At 59.8% G+C, this 17,311-nt stretch carries 12 protein-coding genes, 2 tRNA genes and 3 rRNA genes; 9 read left to right on the top strand and 8 right to left on the bottom strand.

Annotation, left to right across the window (positions count from 1 at the left end; genetic code table 11):
* Positions 1-21 precede the first annotated feature (21 nt).
* Positions 22-423, top strand: coding sequence for a hypothetical protein (locus tag KZJ38_RS03805; RefSeq protein WP_219798845.1), 402 nt, complete (start codon positions 22-24; stop codon positions 421-423).
* A gap of 80 nt (positions 424-503) precedes the next feature.
* Complete coding sequence (locus KZJ38_RS03800; protein ID WP_219798844.1) at positions 504-1,694, top strand: M20 aminoacylase family protein; 1,191 nt, start codon at positions 504-506, stop codon at positions 1,692-1,694.
* A gap of 127 nt (positions 1,695-1,821) precedes the next feature.
* Here KZJ38_RS03800 and rrf read toward each other — a convergent pair.
* The 6 genes from rrf to KZJ38_RS03770 form a co-directional block, all read right to left on the bottom strand.
* Positions 1,822-1,935 (bottom strand): 5S ribosomal RNA (rrf, locus tag KZJ38_RS03795).
* A gap of 237 nt (positions 1,936-2,172) precedes the next feature.
* A 23S ribosomal RNA gene (locus tag KZJ38_RS03790) occupies positions 2,173-5,056 on the bottom strand.
* A gap of 342 nt (positions 5,057-5,398) precedes the next feature.
* A tRNA-Ala gene (locus KZJ38_RS03785) sits at positions 5,399-5,474 on the bottom strand.
* Between the two features lie 92 nt (positions 5,475-5,566).
* Positions 5,567-5,643, bottom strand: a tRNA-Ile gene (locus tag KZJ38_RS03780).
* Between the two features lie 66 nt (positions 5,644-5,709).
* A 16S ribosomal RNA gene (locus tag KZJ38_RS03775) occupies positions 5,710-7,240 on the bottom strand.
* Together the 16S, 23S and 5S rRNA genes with 2 tRNA genes alongside form the textbook arrangement of a ribosomal RNA operon.
* Positions 7,241-7,747: 507 nt before the next feature.
* A complete protein-coding gene (locus tag KZJ38_RS03770; RefSeq protein ID WP_219798843.1) occupies positions 7,748-8,524 on the bottom strand; it encodes an enoyl-CoA hydratase in 777 nt (258 codons plus the stop codon).
* 134 nt (positions 8,525-8,658) lie between these two features.
* Here KZJ38_RS03770 and paaN point away from each other — a divergent pair, with 134 nt between their 5' ends.
* The 4 genes from paaN to paaK all read left to right on the top strand — a co-directional run bounded on the left by paaN (position 8,659) and on the right by paaK (position 13,615).
* A complete protein-coding gene (gene paaN, locus KZJ38_RS03765) occupies positions 8,659-10,350 on the top strand; it encodes a phenylacetic acid degradation protein PaaN (protein ID WP_219798842.1) in 1,692 nt (563 codons plus the stop codon).
* 263 nt (positions 10,351-10,613) lie between these two features.
* Positions 10,614-11,405 carry a 2-(1,2-epoxy-1,2-dihydrophenyl)acetyl-CoA isomerase PaaG gene (gene paaG, locus KZJ38_RS03760; RefSeq protein ID WP_219798841.1) on the top strand — a complete coding sequence of 264 codons (792 nt, stop codon included), beginning with the start codon at positions 10,614-10,616 and terminating at the stop codon, positions 11,403-11,405.
* Between the two features lies 1 nt (position 11,406).
* Positions 11,407-11,886 (top strand): hydroxyphenylacetyl-CoA thioesterase PaaI, encoded by a 480-nt coding sequence (gene paaI / locus KZJ38_RS03755; RefSeq protein ID WP_219798840.1) that lies wholly within the window; start codon positions 11,407-11,409, stop codon positions 11,884-11,886.
* A 424-nt stretch (positions 11,887-12,310) separates the two neighbouring features.
* Complete coding sequence (paaK, locus tag KZJ38_RS03750; protein WP_219798839.1) at positions 12,311-13,615, top strand: phenylacetate--CoA ligase PaaK; 1,305 nt, start codon at positions 12,311-12,313, stop codon at positions 13,613-13,615.
* Positions 13,616-13,749: 134 nt separating this feature from the next.
* Here paaK and mltA read toward each other — a convergent pair whose 3' ends face one another.
* Positions 13,750-14,982, bottom strand: coding sequence for a murein transglycosylase A (gene mltA / locus KZJ38_RS03745; protein WP_219798838.1), 1,233 nt, complete (start codon positions 14,980-14,982; stop codon positions 13,750-13,752).
* Between mltA and KZJ38_RS03740 the strand changes: the two genes are divergently transcribed.
* Positions 14,903-15,121, top strand: coding sequence for a hypothetical protein (locus KZJ38_RS03740; protein WP_219798837.1), 219 nt, complete (start codon positions 14,903-14,905; stop codon positions 15,119-15,121). The two genes, mltA and KZJ38_RS03740, sit on opposite strands and share 80 nt — an antisense overlap.
* Positions 15,122-15,265: 144 nt before the next feature.
* Here the strand turns inward: KZJ38_RS03740 and apaG are convergent, their stop codons facing one another.
* On the bottom strand, positions 15,266-15,640 hold the full coding sequence (gene apaG / locus KZJ38_RS03735) for a Co2+/Mg2+ efflux protein ApaG (RefSeq protein ID WP_075158250.1): 375 nt from the start codon (positions 15,638-15,640) through the stop codon (positions 15,266-15,268).
* Between the two features lie 190 nt (positions 15,641-15,830).
* Between apaG and rpe the strand changes: the two genes are divergently transcribed.
* The gene (gene rpe / locus KZJ38_RS03730) at positions 15,831-16,514 is read left to right on the top strand and encodes a ribulose-phosphate 3-epimerase (RefSeq protein ID WP_219798836.1); all 684 of its coding nucleotides are present in this window, start codon (positions 15,831-15,833) and stop codon (positions 16,512-16,514) included.
* Between the two features lie 25 nt (positions 16,515-16,539).
* Positions 16,540-17,298, top strand: coding sequence for a phosphoglycolate phosphatase (locus KZJ38_RS03725; protein ID WP_219798835.1), 759 nt, complete (start codon positions 16,540-16,542; stop codon positions 17,296-17,298).
* The last annotated feature ends 13 nt before the right edge of the window (positions 17,299-17,311 follow it).

The following is a 17,311-nucleotide window of genomic DNA, read 5'->3' as shown; positions in this document are numbered from 1 at the left end:
GCGCTGCTTCGGTGATACGGCTTGCTGGTACCGGCTTGCTGGCTCCAATTTGCCGGTGCGGCTTTTACTGGCGTTGCTTTACCGGCGTTCTTTACGGGCGTTGCTTTACTGGCGTTGCTTTACTGGCGTTGCTTTACTGGTGTTGCTTTACTGGTGTTGCTTTACTGGTGTTGCTTTACTGGTGTTGCTTTGCTGGTGTTGCTTTTGCTGGTGTTGCTTTTGCTGGTGTTGCTTTTGCCCGTGTCGCTTCTATCGGTGTCGATCGTCGGCGCCGGTTACTGGTCGGTCCGGCTTGCGTGGGTAGTTTGCTTCGGCGAAATGCACGTGAAAGATCGATTTTATTATGTTCGCCGCCCATATGGCGGCCTGCCACAACGTTCGGAGCGTCGGTTGTCGCGCTGTCAGAAATATCGATCGGCGTAGAATCAAATGATTATCCGGCGCCGGTGAGACTCGGTCGTCGCTCGCTCAAATCACTTCCGGCAGCTAGCGCACCTTTCATCATGAAACTTATCCCTGAAATCCAGTCCGCGCATGGCGAAATTCAGTCCCTTCGACGAACGATTCACGCGCATCCTGAACTGCGTTATGAAGAGACGCACACGTCCGATCTGGTGGCGAAGACGTTGTCCGGTTGGGGAATTGAAGTCCATCGCGGACTCGGTAAAACCGGCGTCGTCGGCGTATTGAAGCGTGGCAATGGCACGCGCTCGATCGGCTTGCGCGCCGATATGGATGCGTTGCCGATTCTCGAGCTCAATACGTTCGATCACCGTTCCCGCAACGACGGGAAGATGCACGCGTGCGGACACGATGGACACACGGCGATGCTGCTCGGCGCCGCGCGCTACCTCGCGAAGCATGGCGACTTCGACGGCACGATCGTGTTTATCTTCCAGCCGGCCGAAGAAGGCGGCGCCGGCGCTAAGGCTATGATCGACGATGGGCTCTTCACGCGATTTCCTGTCGATGCGGTGTTCGGCATCCACAACTGGCCGGGTCTTGGCGCCGGACACTTCGGCGTGACCGACGGGCCGATCATGGCGTCGAGTAATGAATTCCGGATCGAGGTGAAGGGCGTGGGCGCTCACGCAGCCTTGCCGCATAACGGGCGCGACCCGGTCTTCACGGCTGTGCAGATCGCGAATGGTCTGCAGGGCATCATCACGCGCAACAAGAAGCCGATCGATACCGGGGTCCTGTCGATTACGCAGATTCATGCGGGCGATGCGGTGAACGTGGTGCCGAACGAGGCGTGGCTCGCCGGGACCGTGCGCACGTTCACGACGCAGACGCTCGACATGATCGAGTCGCGTATGCACAAGATCGTGGAGAGTATCGCGGAAGCGTATGAGTGTTCGGCCAAACTGACGTTTCGACGCAATTACCCGCCGACGGTCAATACCAGCGAAGAGACAAAGTTTGCGGCGATGGTGATGAAGGAAATCGTCGGGGAGGAAAACGTCATCGATCCGATCGAGCCGACGATGACCGCCGAAGACTTCTCGTTCATGCTGGAAGCGAAGCCGGGATGCTATGCGTTCCTCGGCAATGGAGATGGCGATCATCGCGAGATGGGACACGGCGACGGGCCATGCATGCTGCACAACGCGAGCTATGACTTCAACGACGAGTTGCTGCCGGTCGGGTCGACGTACTGGGTGAGGTTGGCGCAGCGATTCCTGGCGCGCTAAGCGCAATCGCTATGGCTTGACGGTGAGTGCTTGAGAGCACCTGAGTGCCAGGACGCTGACGGTCTTTAATTGCCGTAAACGCACAAACCCCGCCTTTGGTGGGCGGGGTTTGTGTTTGCTTTGGGGAGCCTGACGATTACCTACTTTCACACGGGCAATCCGCACTATCATCGGCGTGGAGTCGTTTCACGGTCCTGTTCGGGATGGGAAGGGGTGGGACCGACTCGCTATGGTCATCAGGCATGACGGGTTGTTCTGCTGCGTTTTTGGGGCAGCAGAACCAATCGGGAAGAAGCTTTGGTAAGAGGTTGTGTTGTCTGGCACAACACTGATCACTCAACCGTCTGTTTGCGCTACCCCCTACGGGGGCGGGATGTCCGTAAGTGCTGAAGCACTAACGGTCACCTTGCCCCCTTGCGGGGGTGGTTCCGGGCCAGGCGCTAAAGCGCCAAGCCGTCACGTAAAACACACCGGTTATAGGATCAAGCCTTACGGGCAATTAGTATCAGTTAGCTTAACGCATTACTGCGCTTCCACACCTGACCTATCAACGTCCTGGTCTTGAACGACCCTTCAAGGGGCTCGAAGCCCCGGGGATATCTCATCTCAAGGCGAGTTTCCCGCTTAGATGCTTTCAGCGGTTATCTCTTCCGAACATAGCTACCCGGCGATGCCACTGGCGTGACAACCGGTACACCAGAGGTTCGTCCACTCCGGTCCTCTCGTACTAGGAGCAGGTCCCTTCAAATATCCAGCGCCCACGGCAGATAGGGACCAAACTGTCTCACGACGTTTTAAACCCAGCTCACGTACCTCTTTAAATGGCGAACAGCCATACCCTTGGGACCGGCTACAGCCCCAGGATGAGATGAGCCGACATCGAGGTGCCAAACACCGCCGTCGATATGAACTCTTGGGCGGTATCAGCCTGTTATCCCCAGAGTACCTTTTATCCGTTGAGCGATGGCCCTTCCATACAGAACCACCGGATCACTATGACCTGCTTTCGCACCTGCTCGACTTGTCAGTCTCGCAGTCAAGCACGCTTATGCCATTGCACTATCAGCACGATTTCCGACCGTACCTAGCGTACCTTCGTACTCCTCCGTTACACTTTGGGAGGAGACCGCCCCAGTCAAACTGCCTGCCATGCACTGTCCCCGAACCCGCTTCAGGGTCCAAGGTTAGAACCTCAAACAGATCAGGGTGGTATTTCAAGGACGGCTCCACGCAAACTGGCGTTCACGCTTCATAGCCTCCCACCTATCCTACACAGACCGGTTCAAAGTCCAATGCAAAGCTGCAGTAAAGGTTCATGGGGTCTTTCCGTCTAGCCGCGGGGAGATTGCATCATCACAAACACTTCAACTTCGCTGAGTCTCGGGAGGAGACAGTGTGGCCATCGTTACGCCATTCGTGCAGGTCGGAACTTACCCGACAAGGAATTTCGCTACCTTAGGACCGTTATAGTTACGGCCGCCGTTTACCGGGACTTCAATCAAGAGCTTGCACCCCATCATTTAATCTTCCGGCACCGGGCAGGCGTCACACCCTATACGTCCACTTTCGTGTTTGCAGAGTGCTGTGTTTTTATTAAACAGTCGCAGCCACCAGTTTATTGCAACCCCTTCACCCTCCTGGCGCAGGCCAGTCAAGCTACAAGGGCGTACCTTATCCCGAAGTTACGGTACCAATTTGCCGAGTTCCTTCTCCCGAGTTCTCTCAAGCGCCTTAGAATACTCATCTCGCCCACCTGTGTCGGTTTGCGGTACGGTCAATGTGAAACTGAAGCTTAGAGGCTTTTCCTGGAACCCCTTCCAGTTGCTTCGCTCCCTAAGGAGCTCGCGCCACGCCCTTGAATCCTGTGCCCGGATTTGCCAGAGCACCTTCTCCAACGCAGCGACCGGGACTTCCAACACCCGGACAACCTTCCGCGATCCGTCCCCCCATCGCATTTCACACTGGTGCAGGAATATTGACCTGCTTCCCATCAGCTACGCATTTCTGCCTCGCCTTAGGGGCCGACTCACCCTACGCCGATGAACGTTGCGTAGGAAACCTTGGGCTTACGGCGAGGGGGCCTTTCACCCCCTTTATCGCTACTCATGTCAGCATTCGCACTTCCGATACCTCCAGCACACTTTCCAGTGCACCTTCGCAGGCTTACGGAACGCTCTCCTACCATGCGTGCAAAGCACGCATCCGCAGCTTCGGTATATGGCTTAGCCCCGTTACATCTTCCGCGCAGGACGACTCGATCAGTGAGCTATTACGCTTTCTTTAAAGGGTGGCTGCTTCTAAGCCAACCTCCTGACTGTTTTAGCCTTCCCACTTCGTTTCCCACTTAGCCATATTTGGGGACCTTAGCTGGCGGTCTGGGTTGTTTCCCTCTTGACACCGGACGTTAGCACCCGATGTCTGTCTCCCGTGATTGCACTCTTCGGTATTCGGAGTTTGCTATGGCGAAGTAATCCGCAATGGACCCTTCAACCATGACAGTGCTCTACCCCCGAAGGTGAGACACGAGGCACTACCTAAATAGTTTTCGGAGAGAACCAGCTATTTCCAGATTTGTTTAGCCTTTCACCCCTATCCACAGCTCATCCCCTAGTTTTTCAACACTAGTGGGTTCGGACCTCCAGCACGTGTTACCGTGCCTTCATCCTGGCCATGGATAGATCATCTGGTTTCGGGTCTACACCCAGCGACTAAAATCGCCCTGTTCGGACTCGCTTTCGCTACGCCTGCCCTAATCGGTTAAGCTCGCCACTGAATGTAAGTCGCTGACCCATTATACAAAAGGTACGCCGTCACCCCTTGCGAGGCTCCGACTGTTTGTATGCATGCGGTTTCAGGATCTGTTTCACTCCCCTCCCGGGGTTCTTTTCGCCTTTCCCTCACGGTACTGGTTCACTATCGGTCGATCACGAGTATTTAGCCTTGGAGGATGGTCCCCCCATCTTCAGACAGGATTTCACGTGTCCCGCCCTACTTGTCGTACACCTAGTTCTTCCACACTGTTTTCGCCTACGGGGCTATCACCCGCTATGGCCGCACTTTCCAGAGCGTTTGGCTAACACTGCAGATAAAGAGTACAGGCTGGTCCCATTTCGCTCGCCACTACTTTGGGAATCTCGGTTGATTTCTGTTCCTGCGGCTACTTAGATGTTTCAGTTCGCCGCGTTCGCTTCACATAGCCTATGTATTCAGCTACGGATACTCCATTCGGAGTGGGTTTCCCCATTCGGATATCGGTGGATCAAAGCTCGTTTGCCAGCTCCCCACCGCTTTTCGCAGGCTACCGCGTCCTTCATCGCCTGTGATCGCCAAGGCATCCACCACATGCACTTGTTCGCTTGACCCTATAACGGGTGTGTCTCGCGGCCAGCGTTAGCGCTTTAGCGCTTACACTGGGCTCGCCCCCGAAGGGGGTACACATTCCGCTACAGGCTGAGTTTTCGCGTTGTGCCGTATTCCAAGCGCCCTCTTATCGAGGACCCTAAAAAATACTTCGATACAATCACAACCCTGATCAATCTACTCACGTCCATCTCGAGACGCTTTCATTGATCTCTTACTACTGCTTCTTCCTGATTGTTAAAGAACGACAGCCGATATGCGCTACTACCGCACTCGATACTGACTGGCGCAATCGCCAATACGCAATCTCCGGTCAGCTGACCAGCAGATTCTGTATTGGGGATTGGTGGAGGATGACGGGATCGAACCGACGACCCCCTGCTTGCAAAGCAGGTGCTCTCCCAGCTGAGCTAATCCCCCGCACGACAACTTTCAAGGGATCTGCTCTCCACCTTCCGCCCCCTTCGGGGGTGGGGCTTCCGTAAGCGCTGAAGCGCTAACGGCAGCCGACATGGTGGGTCTGGCTGGATTCGAACCAGCGACCCCCGCCTTATCAAGACGGTGCTCTAACCGACTGAGCTACAGACCCCTTCAGCCTGTCCTTCAATGCACAGCCGACAAGTGTGAGTGCTCAACTTAAGACGCAAAGCTCTGGAAAGGAGGTGATCCAGCCGCACCTTCCGATACGGCTACCTTGTTACGACTTCACCCCAGTCATGAATCCTACCGTGGTGACCGTCCTCCTTGCGGTTAGACTAGCCACTTCTGGTAAAACCCACTCCCATGGTGTGACGGGCGGTGTGTACAAGACCCGGGAACGTATTCACCGCGGCATGCTGATCCGCGATTACTAGCGATTCCAGCTTCACGCAGTCGAGTTGCAGACTGCGATCCGGACTACGATCGGTTTTCTGGGATTGGCTCCACCTCGCGGCTTGGCAACCCTCTGTTCCGACCATTGTATGACGTGTGAAGCCCTACCCATAAGGGCCATGAGGACTTGACGTCATCCCCACCTTCCTCCGGTTTGTCACCGGCAGTCTCCCTGGAGTGCTCTTGCGTAGCAACCAGGGACAAGGGTTGCGCTCGTTGCGGGACTTAACCCAACATCTCACGACACGAGCTGACGACAGCCATGCAGCACCTGTGTTACGGCTCCCTTTCGGGCACCCCCACCTCTCAGCAGGGTTCCGTACATGTCAAGGGTAGGTAAGGTTTTTCGCGTTGCATCGAATTAATCCACATCATCCACCGCTTGTGCGGGTCCCCGTCAATTCCTTTGAGTTTTAATCTTGCGACCGTACTCCCCAGGCGGTCAACTTCACGCGTTAGCTACGTTACCAAGCCAATGAAGGCCCGACAACCAGTTGACATCGTTTAGGGCGTGGACTACCAGGGTATCTAATCCTGTTTGCTCCCCACGCTTTCGTGCATGAGCGTCAGTATTGGCCCAGGGGGCTGCCTTCGCCATCGGTGTTCCTCCACATCTCTACGCATTTCACTGCTACACGTGGAATTCCACCCCCCTCTGCCATACTCCAGCAATGCAGTCACCAATGCAGTTCCCAGGTTAAGCCCGGGGATTTCACATCGGTCTTACATCACCGCCTGCGCACGCTTTACGCCCAGTAATTCCGATTAACGCTCGCACCCTACGTATTACCGCGGCTGCTGGCACGTAGTTAGCCGGTGCTTATTCTTCCGGTACCGTCATCCTCCATCCATATTAGGGACGAAGTTTTCTTTCCGGACAAAAGTGCTTTACAACCCGAAGGCCTTCTTCACACACGCGGCATTGCTGGATCAGGGTTGCCCCCATTGTCCAAAATTCCCCACTGCTGCCTCCCGTAGGAGTCTGGGCCGTGTCTCAGTCCCAGTGTGGCTGGTCGTCCTCTCAGACCAGCTACGGATCGTCGCCTTGGTGGGCCTTTACCCCACCAACTAGCTAATCCGCCATCGGCCGCTCCTTGAGCGCGAGGTCCGAAGATCCCCCGCTTTCCTCCATAGAGCGTATGCGGTATTAATCCGGCTTTCGCCGGGCTATCCCCCACTCCAGGACACGTTCCGATGTATTACTCACCCGTTCGCCACTCGCCGCCAGGGTTGCCCCCGCGCTGCCGTCCGACTTGCATGTGTAAGGCATGCCGCCAGCGTTCAATCTGAGCCAGGATCAAACTCTTCAGTTCAATGCCTGTTACTGTTTTCGGTTCCGCAGTTTCCTGCTAAAGAACCGGTCGCTCACTCAACGTACTGACAGTTGGATCTCTCTAAAGAGACCCTTCAATACTGTGTGAGACACTTGATACTTTCGCTATGCAATGACCCCGAGAGGTCATCGTGCGTCGCCATCAAGCACCCACACTTATCGGCTGTGAATTGTTAAAGATCGCATCACGCAAAGGGCTTTAAAACCCGGCTGAAACCACCCAGCCGCTACCGCCCTTTCGTGTCTGCCGCTCGCTGCAGCAGAGAAGCGAGATTATGCAGGCTATCACTCACATCGTCAACAGGTTTTTAACTTCTTCCAACCTGCTGCACCCCGCGAAAGCCCCGCCATTACTGGCGATCCCGCTTGCTTCAATTTTTCGCACCTACTTCAACTGCGCCTCACAAAGAGACCGTCGAAAGCGCGAAAGACCGGAATTCTAGACACTTGCATGACACGACGCAAGCGGTATTTGAAGACCACCCATCTACTGATGCTTGAACACCGGTTTGCGCTTCTCGAGGAACGCAGCCATTCCCTCTTTCTGATCGTCAGTGGCGAACAGCGAGTGGAACAGGCGACGCTCGAAACGCACGCCTTCAGCCAGCGTCGTTTCATACGCGCTGTTGATCGATTCCTTCACCATCATCACCGCCGGCAAAGGAAACTCAGCAATCGTCGCGGCCGCTGAAATTGCCTCGTCGAGCAACGACGCGGCCGGTACCACGCGCGACACCAACCCGGCGCGCTCAGCTTCATCCGCATCCATGAAGCGCGCGGTCAGGCACATGTCCATTGCCTTCGCCTTGGAAACGGCACGCGGCAATCGCTGCGTTCCACCTGCGCCAGGCATGATGCCGAGCTTGATTTCAGGTTGGCCGAACTTCGCGGTGTCCGCCGCGATGATGATGTCGCACAGCATCGCCAGTTCGCAGCCGCCGCCCAATGCAAACCCTGCTACCGCGGCAATGATCGGCTTGCGGATCCGGCGCACCACCTCCCAGTTGCGCGTGATGTAGTCGCTCTTGTACGCGTCCATATAGGAGTACTTCGACATCATCGCGATGTCGGCCCCTGCGGCAAATGCCTTTTCGCTGCCGGTGATGATCATCGCTCCGATGTTGTCGTCCGCGTCGAACGCATGCAGCGCTTCGCCCAGTTCATCGATCAACGCGTCGCTTAGCGCATTGAGCGCCTTCGGTCGATTCAGCGTGATGAGACCGACCCGGCCTCTTGTTTCGACCAGGATGTTTTCGTATGCCATGCAACCTCCGAGGTTGTACCGAAAGCACGCGAAATGTGTTCGCGCACGCCACCAACAATGCTAACATTTGCCAACCAACCGGTCGGTCAATTATTTGACGAGACCTCCCTAACCTGTTTAGCACCGCCTCCGCCATGACCCACACGCTATTCAGCAAGCACGAAGAGACGCTGCAAAAGGCGCTTGCCGCGATCGAAACACGCGGCTACTGGAGCCCGTTCGCCGAAATGCCCAGTCCCAAAGTGTACGGGGAAACCGCTAACGCGGATGGCGAAGCCGCGTTCCGCGCCCACCTGAACAGCACGTTCGAAATCGATCAGCCAACCAGCGGCAACACGGTCGGCTCGGAGTTGTCGCCGTTCGGTTTTCGGCTTGGCATCCGCTATCCGTCTGCCAGCGCCGACATGCTGATCGACGCAGCAGCGCACGCTCAGCGCGCCTGGCGAGATGCCGGTCCGACGGCATGGATCGGCGTGAGCCTCGAAATTCTTGCGCGGCTCAATCGGGCGAGCTTCGAGATCGCCTACGCGGTCATGCACACCACCGGTCAGGCATTCATGATGGCCTTTCAGGCGGGCAGCCCGCATGCACAGGACCGCGCGCTCGAGGCAATCGCTTATGCCTGGGACCAGTTGCGCCGCATTCCCGCCGACGCACACTGGGAAAAACCGCAAGGCAAAAACCCGCCGCTCGCGATGAAGAAGCGCTTCACCGTGGTCCCGCGCGGCACCGGCCTCGTACTCGGCTGCTGCACGTTTCCAACATGGAACAGCTACCCGGGCCTGTTCGCTGATCTCGCGACCGGCAACACGGTGATCGTCAAGCCCCATCCGGGAGCGATCCTGCCGCTCGCCATAACGGTTCGCATCGCGCGCGATGTTCTGCGCGAAGCCGGTTTCGATCCGAACGTCGTGACTCTGCTTGCAACCGGGCCGAATGACGGCGAGCTCGTTCAGGATCTCGCGTTGCGCCCGCAGATCAAGCTGATCGACTTCACCGGCAGCACGCAGAACGGCACCTGGCTCGAACGCCATGCGCATCAAGCGCACGTGTTCACCGAGAAGGCCGGCGTGAACCAGATTGTGATCGACTCCGTCGACGACATTAAGGCCGCCGCGCGCAATATCGCGTTTTCGCTGGCGTTGTACTCCGGCCAGATGTGCACCGCTCCGCAGAACATCTACGTTCCGCGCACGGGCATCGAAACCGCGGAAGGCATCATGCCCTTCGACGCTGTCGCACAGACGTTAGCCGCAGCTGTCGACAAGATGCTGGCCGACCCGGCGAAAGCCGTCGAACTTCTCGGCGCCGTGCAAAACGAAGGCGTCGTGCAGCGGATCGACGAAGCGCGCAGGCTCGGCCGCGTGCTGCTCGAGAGCCGCGCGCTCGCGCATCCTGCATTCACCGATGCGCGCGTGCGCACGCCGCTGATTCTGCAGCTGGACGGCACCGCCGATTCCGCCCAATTCATCAAAGAATGGTTTGGGCCGATCTCGTTCGTCATCGCGACCGATTCCACCAGTCAATCGCTCGAGCTTGCCGCGCGTACGGCCGCCGAACACGGTGCATTGACCCTCTCTGTCTACAGCACCGACGACAGCGTGATCGAAGCAGCGCATGAAGCGTCGCTGCGCGGCGGCGTTGCACTATCGATCAACCTGACGGGTGGTGTTTTCGTCAATCAGTCTGCTGCGTTCTCCGATTTCCATGGCACCGGCGCGAACCCTGCCGCCAACGCGACATTGAGCGACGCAGCGTTCGTTGCCAATCGATTCCGCATCGTTCAAAGCCGCGCCCATGTTGAACCAAAAACGCTCGCCGCGTAAGTCAGCCGAACGGCATATGCCATTCGGCTGACTGTCGCAGATCGGCGCCGCGCTCTAACATGTTTCGAGGGTCGCGTTCTGGTCGACCCTGAAGTGCTGCAAGGGTAACCGCAGGAATCCGAATCAGGTTCGGATGAATTGGCACGCCCACGGGTTGTGCGTTGAGAGATGTGCGGTTCGATATGCGCTAGCGATCGAACCGCGCACTCCGCGCCCCAACAGCAGCGACGCAACTTCGCATTCGCCGTGCAAGGAGACGACCGATGGCATATCAAGCAATCCGCGTAGTCAACGACTCGACCCGCCGTGTCGTGACGATCACGCTAAACCGTCCCGACAGGCTCAACAGCTTTACGCGCGTGATGCATGAGGAAGTCGCGGCGGCGCTCGCCGAAGCGCAAGCCACGGGCGCGCGGGCGCTCATCATTACCGGCGCCGGCCGCGGCTTTTGCGCGGGCCAGGATCTGGCCGACCTCGACTTCACACCCGGCTCGATGACTGACCTCGGCGATGTGATCGACCGGCAATTCAACCCGCTGATCCGCCGGCTTCAGGCGATGCCGATGCCGGTCATCGCCGCAGTCAACGGCACCGCCGCGGGTGCGGGCGCGAATCTGGCATTCGCGTGCGACATCGTGCTCGCAGCACGCTCCGCGAGCTTTATTCAGGCGTTCGTCAAAATCGGCCTCGTGCCCGATTCAGGCGGCACATGGTTTCTGCCGCGCCGCGTCGGTTTCGCGCGCGCACTCGGCCTTGCGATCACCGGCGACAAGCTGTCGGCTGAAAAAGCGGAAAGCTGGGGGCTCATCTGGCAAGCCGTCGACGACGGCGAGTTGACTTCGACCGCATCGGAACTCGCCGCGCAACTCGCGCAACAGCCCACCCAGGCGATCGTCGCCACCCGGCTCGCCATGCGTAGCGGCATGACGCAAACGCTCGATCAGCAACTCGATATCGAACGCGATCTGCAGCGCGAACTCGGCACGTCGCACGACTACGCGGAAGGCGTGCGCGCGTTCATCGAAAAGCGCGCGCCGCGCTTCGAGGGCAGCTGACATGTCGGCACATCCTACGCAACCACGACAACCGGAACGCGACGCGCCGATGTCGGCCGACGAACTCGCGCGCGCCACGGCCGCTGCAATGGTCGAAGCCGACGCGTGCAGCTGCGCCCTCGGTATCGAGCTGCTCGAAGTGCGTGAAGGCTACGCTCGGATGCAAATGCGCGTCCGCGCGGACTTCCTGAATGGTCACCGCATCTGTCATCGCGGACTCATTTTCACGCTGGCCGACTCCGCATTCGCGTTCGCGTGCAACTCGCGCAACATCAATACCGTCGCGTCTGGCTGCTCGATCGAATTTTTGCGTCCCGTGCACGGCGGCGATCTGTTGACCGCGGAAGCGGCTGAGCAATCGCTGACGGGACGCACGGGTATCTACGACATTCGCGTCATCAACCGCGCGAACGAAATCGTCGCGATGTTCCGCGGCAAATCCGCGCAGATTAAAGGGACGGTGATCCCCGCAGACGGATGACGGTGAAGAGCGTCTATGCAGGGCGTCGCGGCGCCTCGTGACGCAGTGACGCGCGATGTCGCGGTGTCGCGGTGTCGCGGTGTCGCGGTGTCGCGGTGTCGCGGTGTCGCGGTGTCGCGGTGTCGCGGTGTCGCGGTGTCGCGGTGTCGCGGTGTCGCGGTGTCGCGGTGTCGCGGTGTCGCGGTGTCGCGGTGTCGCCTTGACTCGGTGACTCGGTGACACGCGGTGACGTAATAGACGCCATGCCTCCGCGCCGCAACGCGCCACCGCCAAGCCGCCCCACATCGCATCACGCCTTGCCGCCCGGCGCCACGCCAAACCCGGGCCGGCCCGGCATTCAGCCAACAACGCAAGCGCCCGCGATCAGCGCAGCTAGCACAGCCAGCGCACCTAAGCGCCCGCAACCCACACGGAGAGCCATCCAATGAACCCCTCGCTTCCGCTCGACGCAATCGAATTAGCGAGCCGCGACGAGCTCGCCTCGCTACAGCTCGACCGGCTCAAATGGTCCCTCTCGCACGCATACGAAAACTCGCCCGTCTATCGACGCAAATTCAGCGAAGCCGGCATTCACCCGTCCGAGCTGAAAACGCTCGCGGACTTATCCCGCTTCCCGTTCACCACAAAGCAGGATTTGCGCGACAACTACCCGTTCGGGCTGTTCGCCGTGCCTCAAGATCGCATTGCACGCATTCACGCATCGTCGGGCACGACGGGCAAGCCGACCGTGGTCGGCTACACCGCGCGCGACATCGACACATGGGCCACGCTCGTCGCACGCTCGATCCGCGCAGCAGGCGCGCGGCCCGGCGACAAGGTCCACGTCAGCTACGGCTACGGCCTCTTCACAGGCGGACTCGGCGCGCACTACGGCGCGGAACGCGCGGGTCTCACGGTCATCCCGTTCGGCGGCGGCCAGACGGAAAAGCAGGTCCAGCTGATTCAGGACTTCCGGCCCGACATCATCATGGTGACGCCCAGCTACATGCTGTCGATCGCCGACGAACTCGAGCGGCAAGGCATCGATCCGGCACGTTGTTCGCTGCGAATCGGCATCTTCGGCGCCGAGCCGTGGACCAACGACATGCGTCGCGCAATCGAAGCGCGCATGGGCATCGATGCGGTCGACATCTATGGCCTGTCCGAAGTGATCGGGCCGGGCGTCGCGTCGGAATGCGTCGAAACCAAAGATGGCCCGACCATCTGGGAAGATCATTTCTACCCCGAAATCGTCGACCCGGAGACCGGTGAAGCATTACCCGACGGCGAGTTCGGCGAACTCGTGTTCACGTCGTTGACGAAAGAAGCGCTACCGATCGTCCGCTACCGGACGCGGGACCTGACGCGTCTGTTGCCCGGCAGCGCGCGCACGATGCGCCGGATGGAAAAAATCACGGGCCGCTGCGACGACATGATGATCGTGCGCGGCGTCAACGTATTCCCGACACAGATTGAAGAATTGCTGCTCAAACAGCACGCGCTCGCACCGCACTATCAGATCGTGCTAACGAAGGAGGGGCCGCTCGACATAATGACGGTCAACGTGGAGCCGCGCCCCCAGGCGGCGGCGGACATCGCGACGCTGCGTGCGGCACAACAGGCGCTCGCCTACGACATCAAGTCGCTGATCGGCGTAACGGCCGTCGTCAACGTGCTAGCGATGAACGGCATTGAGCGCTCGGTCGGCAAGGCACGCCGTGTGATCGACATGCGTAAGGCGCGCGCGTGAACCGGCAACCGCGAAACCGGGCCACGGCAAAGTCGCGCGCGGCTTCGGTCTCGCTTTCGCTCTCGTTTTTGCTTATGAACTCGCATTCTCGCGAGCACTCCGCAACCCGGCCCAACTCAAACCCAACCCAACACTCACGAATTCGGCAACAACAACCACATGCGCCCAGTCTGCTTCATCTTGCCGGCGAGGTCGCCCGCTTCGTCGCCGAGCCCCCAGAAGTAGTCGGCGCGCACCCCGCCTTTGATCGCCGATCCCGTGTCCTGCGCGAAAACGAGGCGATTCATCGGTGCGTTGGTCAGCGGCCGCGTCGTCTGCAGAAAGACCGGCGTGCCGAGCGGAATCGACGACGGGTCCACCGCGATCGAACGCTCGGGCGTCAGCGGCACGCCGAGCGCGCCGATCGGGCCATCGGCGCCACCGGCCGGCGCCGTCTCGCCCGGCACCATCTCGCGGAAAAACACGAACCGCGGGTTCGTATCGAGCAAGGCATCGACGCGCGATGGGTTCGCGCGCGCCCAGGCCTTGATGCCTTGCATCGTCGCCTGCGCAGGCGTGATCTCGCGCTGGTCGAGCAGCCAGCGGCCGATCGACCGGTACGGCTGATTATTCGTGCCGCCGAAGCCGACCCGCATCACGCTGCCATCTTCCATCACGACGCGCCCCGACCCCTGCACCTGCAGGAAAAACGCTTCGATCGGATCGTCGACCCAGACGAGCTCGTTGCCGTCGAGCACGCCCGAGCGCTCGAGCTGCGCGCGTGCCGGCAGCGCCGCGCCCGGGCGATAACCGGACGGCCATTTGTACAAAGCGGTCTGGTAAATGCCGTGACGCGCGCGCGATCCATGCAGCAGCGGCTCGTAATAGCCAGTCACGAGACCGTCGAGCGTGCCGTCGGTATTCGCGAACTGATAAGGCGTGAAGTACTTTTCGAAGAAGGTCCGCGCGCCGGCGACGTCGAGATCGTCGATCTGCTCGGCCGCCACGCACGCGCGCTGCCAGTTCGCCTGCCGCGCGAGCCTCACGCAGTTCTGCCGCAAGGCGGCCGTCGCGCCGATCAGCGAATCGTCCTGCCAGCCCGGCACCTGTTGCCATGCGACGGGCGTGAGCCGCGCTGCGGCGATTTGCCCTGGGATGATCGCCGCCCCGGTCGGCGCATTCGCTAGCGGCCGAACCGCCTCGCGTCCGCCGCACGCGGCGAGGATCGCCGCCATCGAAACCGTCGCGGCCCACCACGCGGCGCCGCGGACAAACCGCATACAATGTTCGTTCTTGATGGAAACCGACATGTCTGATCTGCTCGACGAATATCCGATGCTCATTTTTGCGCTGGAGTCATTTCTGGCGCTGTTTCTACTCGTCTTCATCGTGGTGTGGACCACGTCGGGTAAAAAGAAACTGGCACGCAAGGAACAACAGCTGAGGGAACAGGCGCAGCAGGCGCAACACGCGCAGCAGCAACCCGCGCAAGCACAAGCACCCGCGCAACAGCCGCCGCGCAGCTGAACGCGCCAGGAACAACGCCAACTAGCACGCCACCAAGCCGGCAACCAGGCGCGCAACGAAAGACGCGACCAGGCACGCCACCCGGCGCGCCGCCAGACGCGCCGATAGCCGGCCAGAAAAAACGGGAAATGGAACCGCGCCGCTTCAATGCAGCGTGCGCGGCATGCGCAAAACGAACTCGGGCACCGGCGCTTCGAAACGCTCGCCGTCTTCCGCCACGCAGAAATACTCGCCGCGCATCGTACCGACGGGGGTCGCGATCACGGCCCAGCTCGTGTATTCGAATTGCTCGCCTGGTTTGAGAAGCGGCTGATGTCCGACCACGCCCAATCCTTTCACTTCCTGAACGTGGTTTTCACTATCTGTAATCACCCAATGACGGGCGATCAGTTGTGCGGGCGCTTGACCGGTATTGCGGATCGTCAGCGTGTAGGCGAACGCATATTGCCGGCGTTCCGGGTCCGACTCGTCAGGCAGGTAACGCACCTGCGATGACACGCTGAATTGGTACTGGCTCATCCTGTTTTGCCTGATTCCAGAGTAGTGCGACAGGCGCTGTTCGTGATGACTTGGCATTTTGCTTGACGAAACGCGCGCCCGCAACCGCGTTGGCAAGCCGGACAGAAGCGGGGCGAAGCGCAGACAAGGCTGTCGCGCGCATGTGACGTTAAAATAACGCTTCTCGCGCAACTGTCCGGGCCCTCACGTCATGACGAAATTCCATATCGCCCCCAGCATTCTGTCCGCTGATTTCTCGCGGCTCGGTGAAGAAGTCCGCAACGTGGTCGCCGCCGGCGCCGACTGGATCCACTTCGACGTGATGGACAATCATTACGTCCCGAACCTCACCATCGGCCCGCTCGTGTGCGAAGCAATCCGTCCGCACGTGCAGGTGCCGATCGACGTGCATCTGATGGTGAAGCCCGTCGACCGCATCGTGCCTGACTTCGCGAAAGCCGGCGCGAACGTGATCAGCTTTCACCCCGAAGCGTCCGATCATATCGACCGCACGCTCACGCTGATTCGCGATCATGGCTGCAAGGCCGGCCTCGTGTTCAACCCCGCCACCTCGCTCAGCTATCTCGACCACGTGATGGACCGCGTCGATCTGGTGCTGATCATGTCGGTGAATCCGGGCTTCGGCGGACAGTCATTCATTCCAGAAGCGTTGAACAAACTGCGCGAAGCGCGCAAACGCATCAACGCATACCGCGAAAAGACCGGCCGCGAGATTCATCTGGAAGTAGACGGCGGCGTGAAAATCGACAATATCGCGGAAATCGCCGCCGCGGGGGCCGACTCATTCGTCGCCGGCTCGGCCATTTTCGGCCACCCCGACTACAAGACGATCATCAGCCAGATGCGCGCCGCCATCGCCCACATCGAGCACTAACCCCGACATAGCCACCGACATCGACATGACGACGACGCCTCCTCGCTACGCCGCCCCCGTGCTGTCCGCCCCGCGCCTCGTCGCGGCGATCATCGACCTCGACGGGACGATGGTCGACACGGCCGACGACTTCACCGCCGGCCTGAACGGCATGCTCGCGCAGCTCGACGCGGAAGAAACGTCCCGCGAGGAAGTGATCGGCTACGTCGGCAAGGGCTCGGAACATCTGATCCGCAGCGTACTCGCGCCGCGCTTTCCGGCCGACCACGCGCAGGACCGTTTCGACGAGGCGCTGGCCATCTACCAGGCCGAGTACTCGAAAATCAACGGGTTGCATACGCGGCTCTATCCGGACGTCGAAGCGGGCCTCGCCGCGCTGCGCGACGCGGGTCTCAAGCTCGCGTGCGTCACCAACAAGCCGCACCGCTTCGCGCTCGAACTGCTGAAGCAGTACAAGCTCTTTCCGCTCTTTAGCGTGGTGATCGGCGGCGACAGTCTCGCGAAGAAAAAGCCCGATCCGCTGCCGATGCTCGCCGCGTGCGACGCGATGCAGGTGCCGCCGCAAGCGACGGTCGCGATCGGCGATTCCGAGAATGACGCGCTCGCGGGCCGCGCAGCCGGCATGGCGACGCTCACGCTGCCCTACGGCTACAACCATGGGCAAGCTGTACAAACGATCAAATCGGATGGTATAGTGGCCTCTCTGCTCGAGGCTGCAAAAGCCATCGCGGCACATAATCAGGCGAAACACGAGGCGAAACCCGAAGCATCATCGGCCGCCTGAAACCTTCACCGAC

It is taken from the genome of Paraburkholderia edwinii, from assembly GCF_019428685.1.
Lineage (GTDB): Bacteria > Pseudomonadota > Gammaproteobacteria > Burkholderiales > Burkholderiaceae > Paraburkholderia > Paraburkholderia edwinii.
The sequence above is the reverse complement of the archived record's forward strand: the minus strand, read 5'-3'. Positions and strand labels throughout refer to the sequence as shown.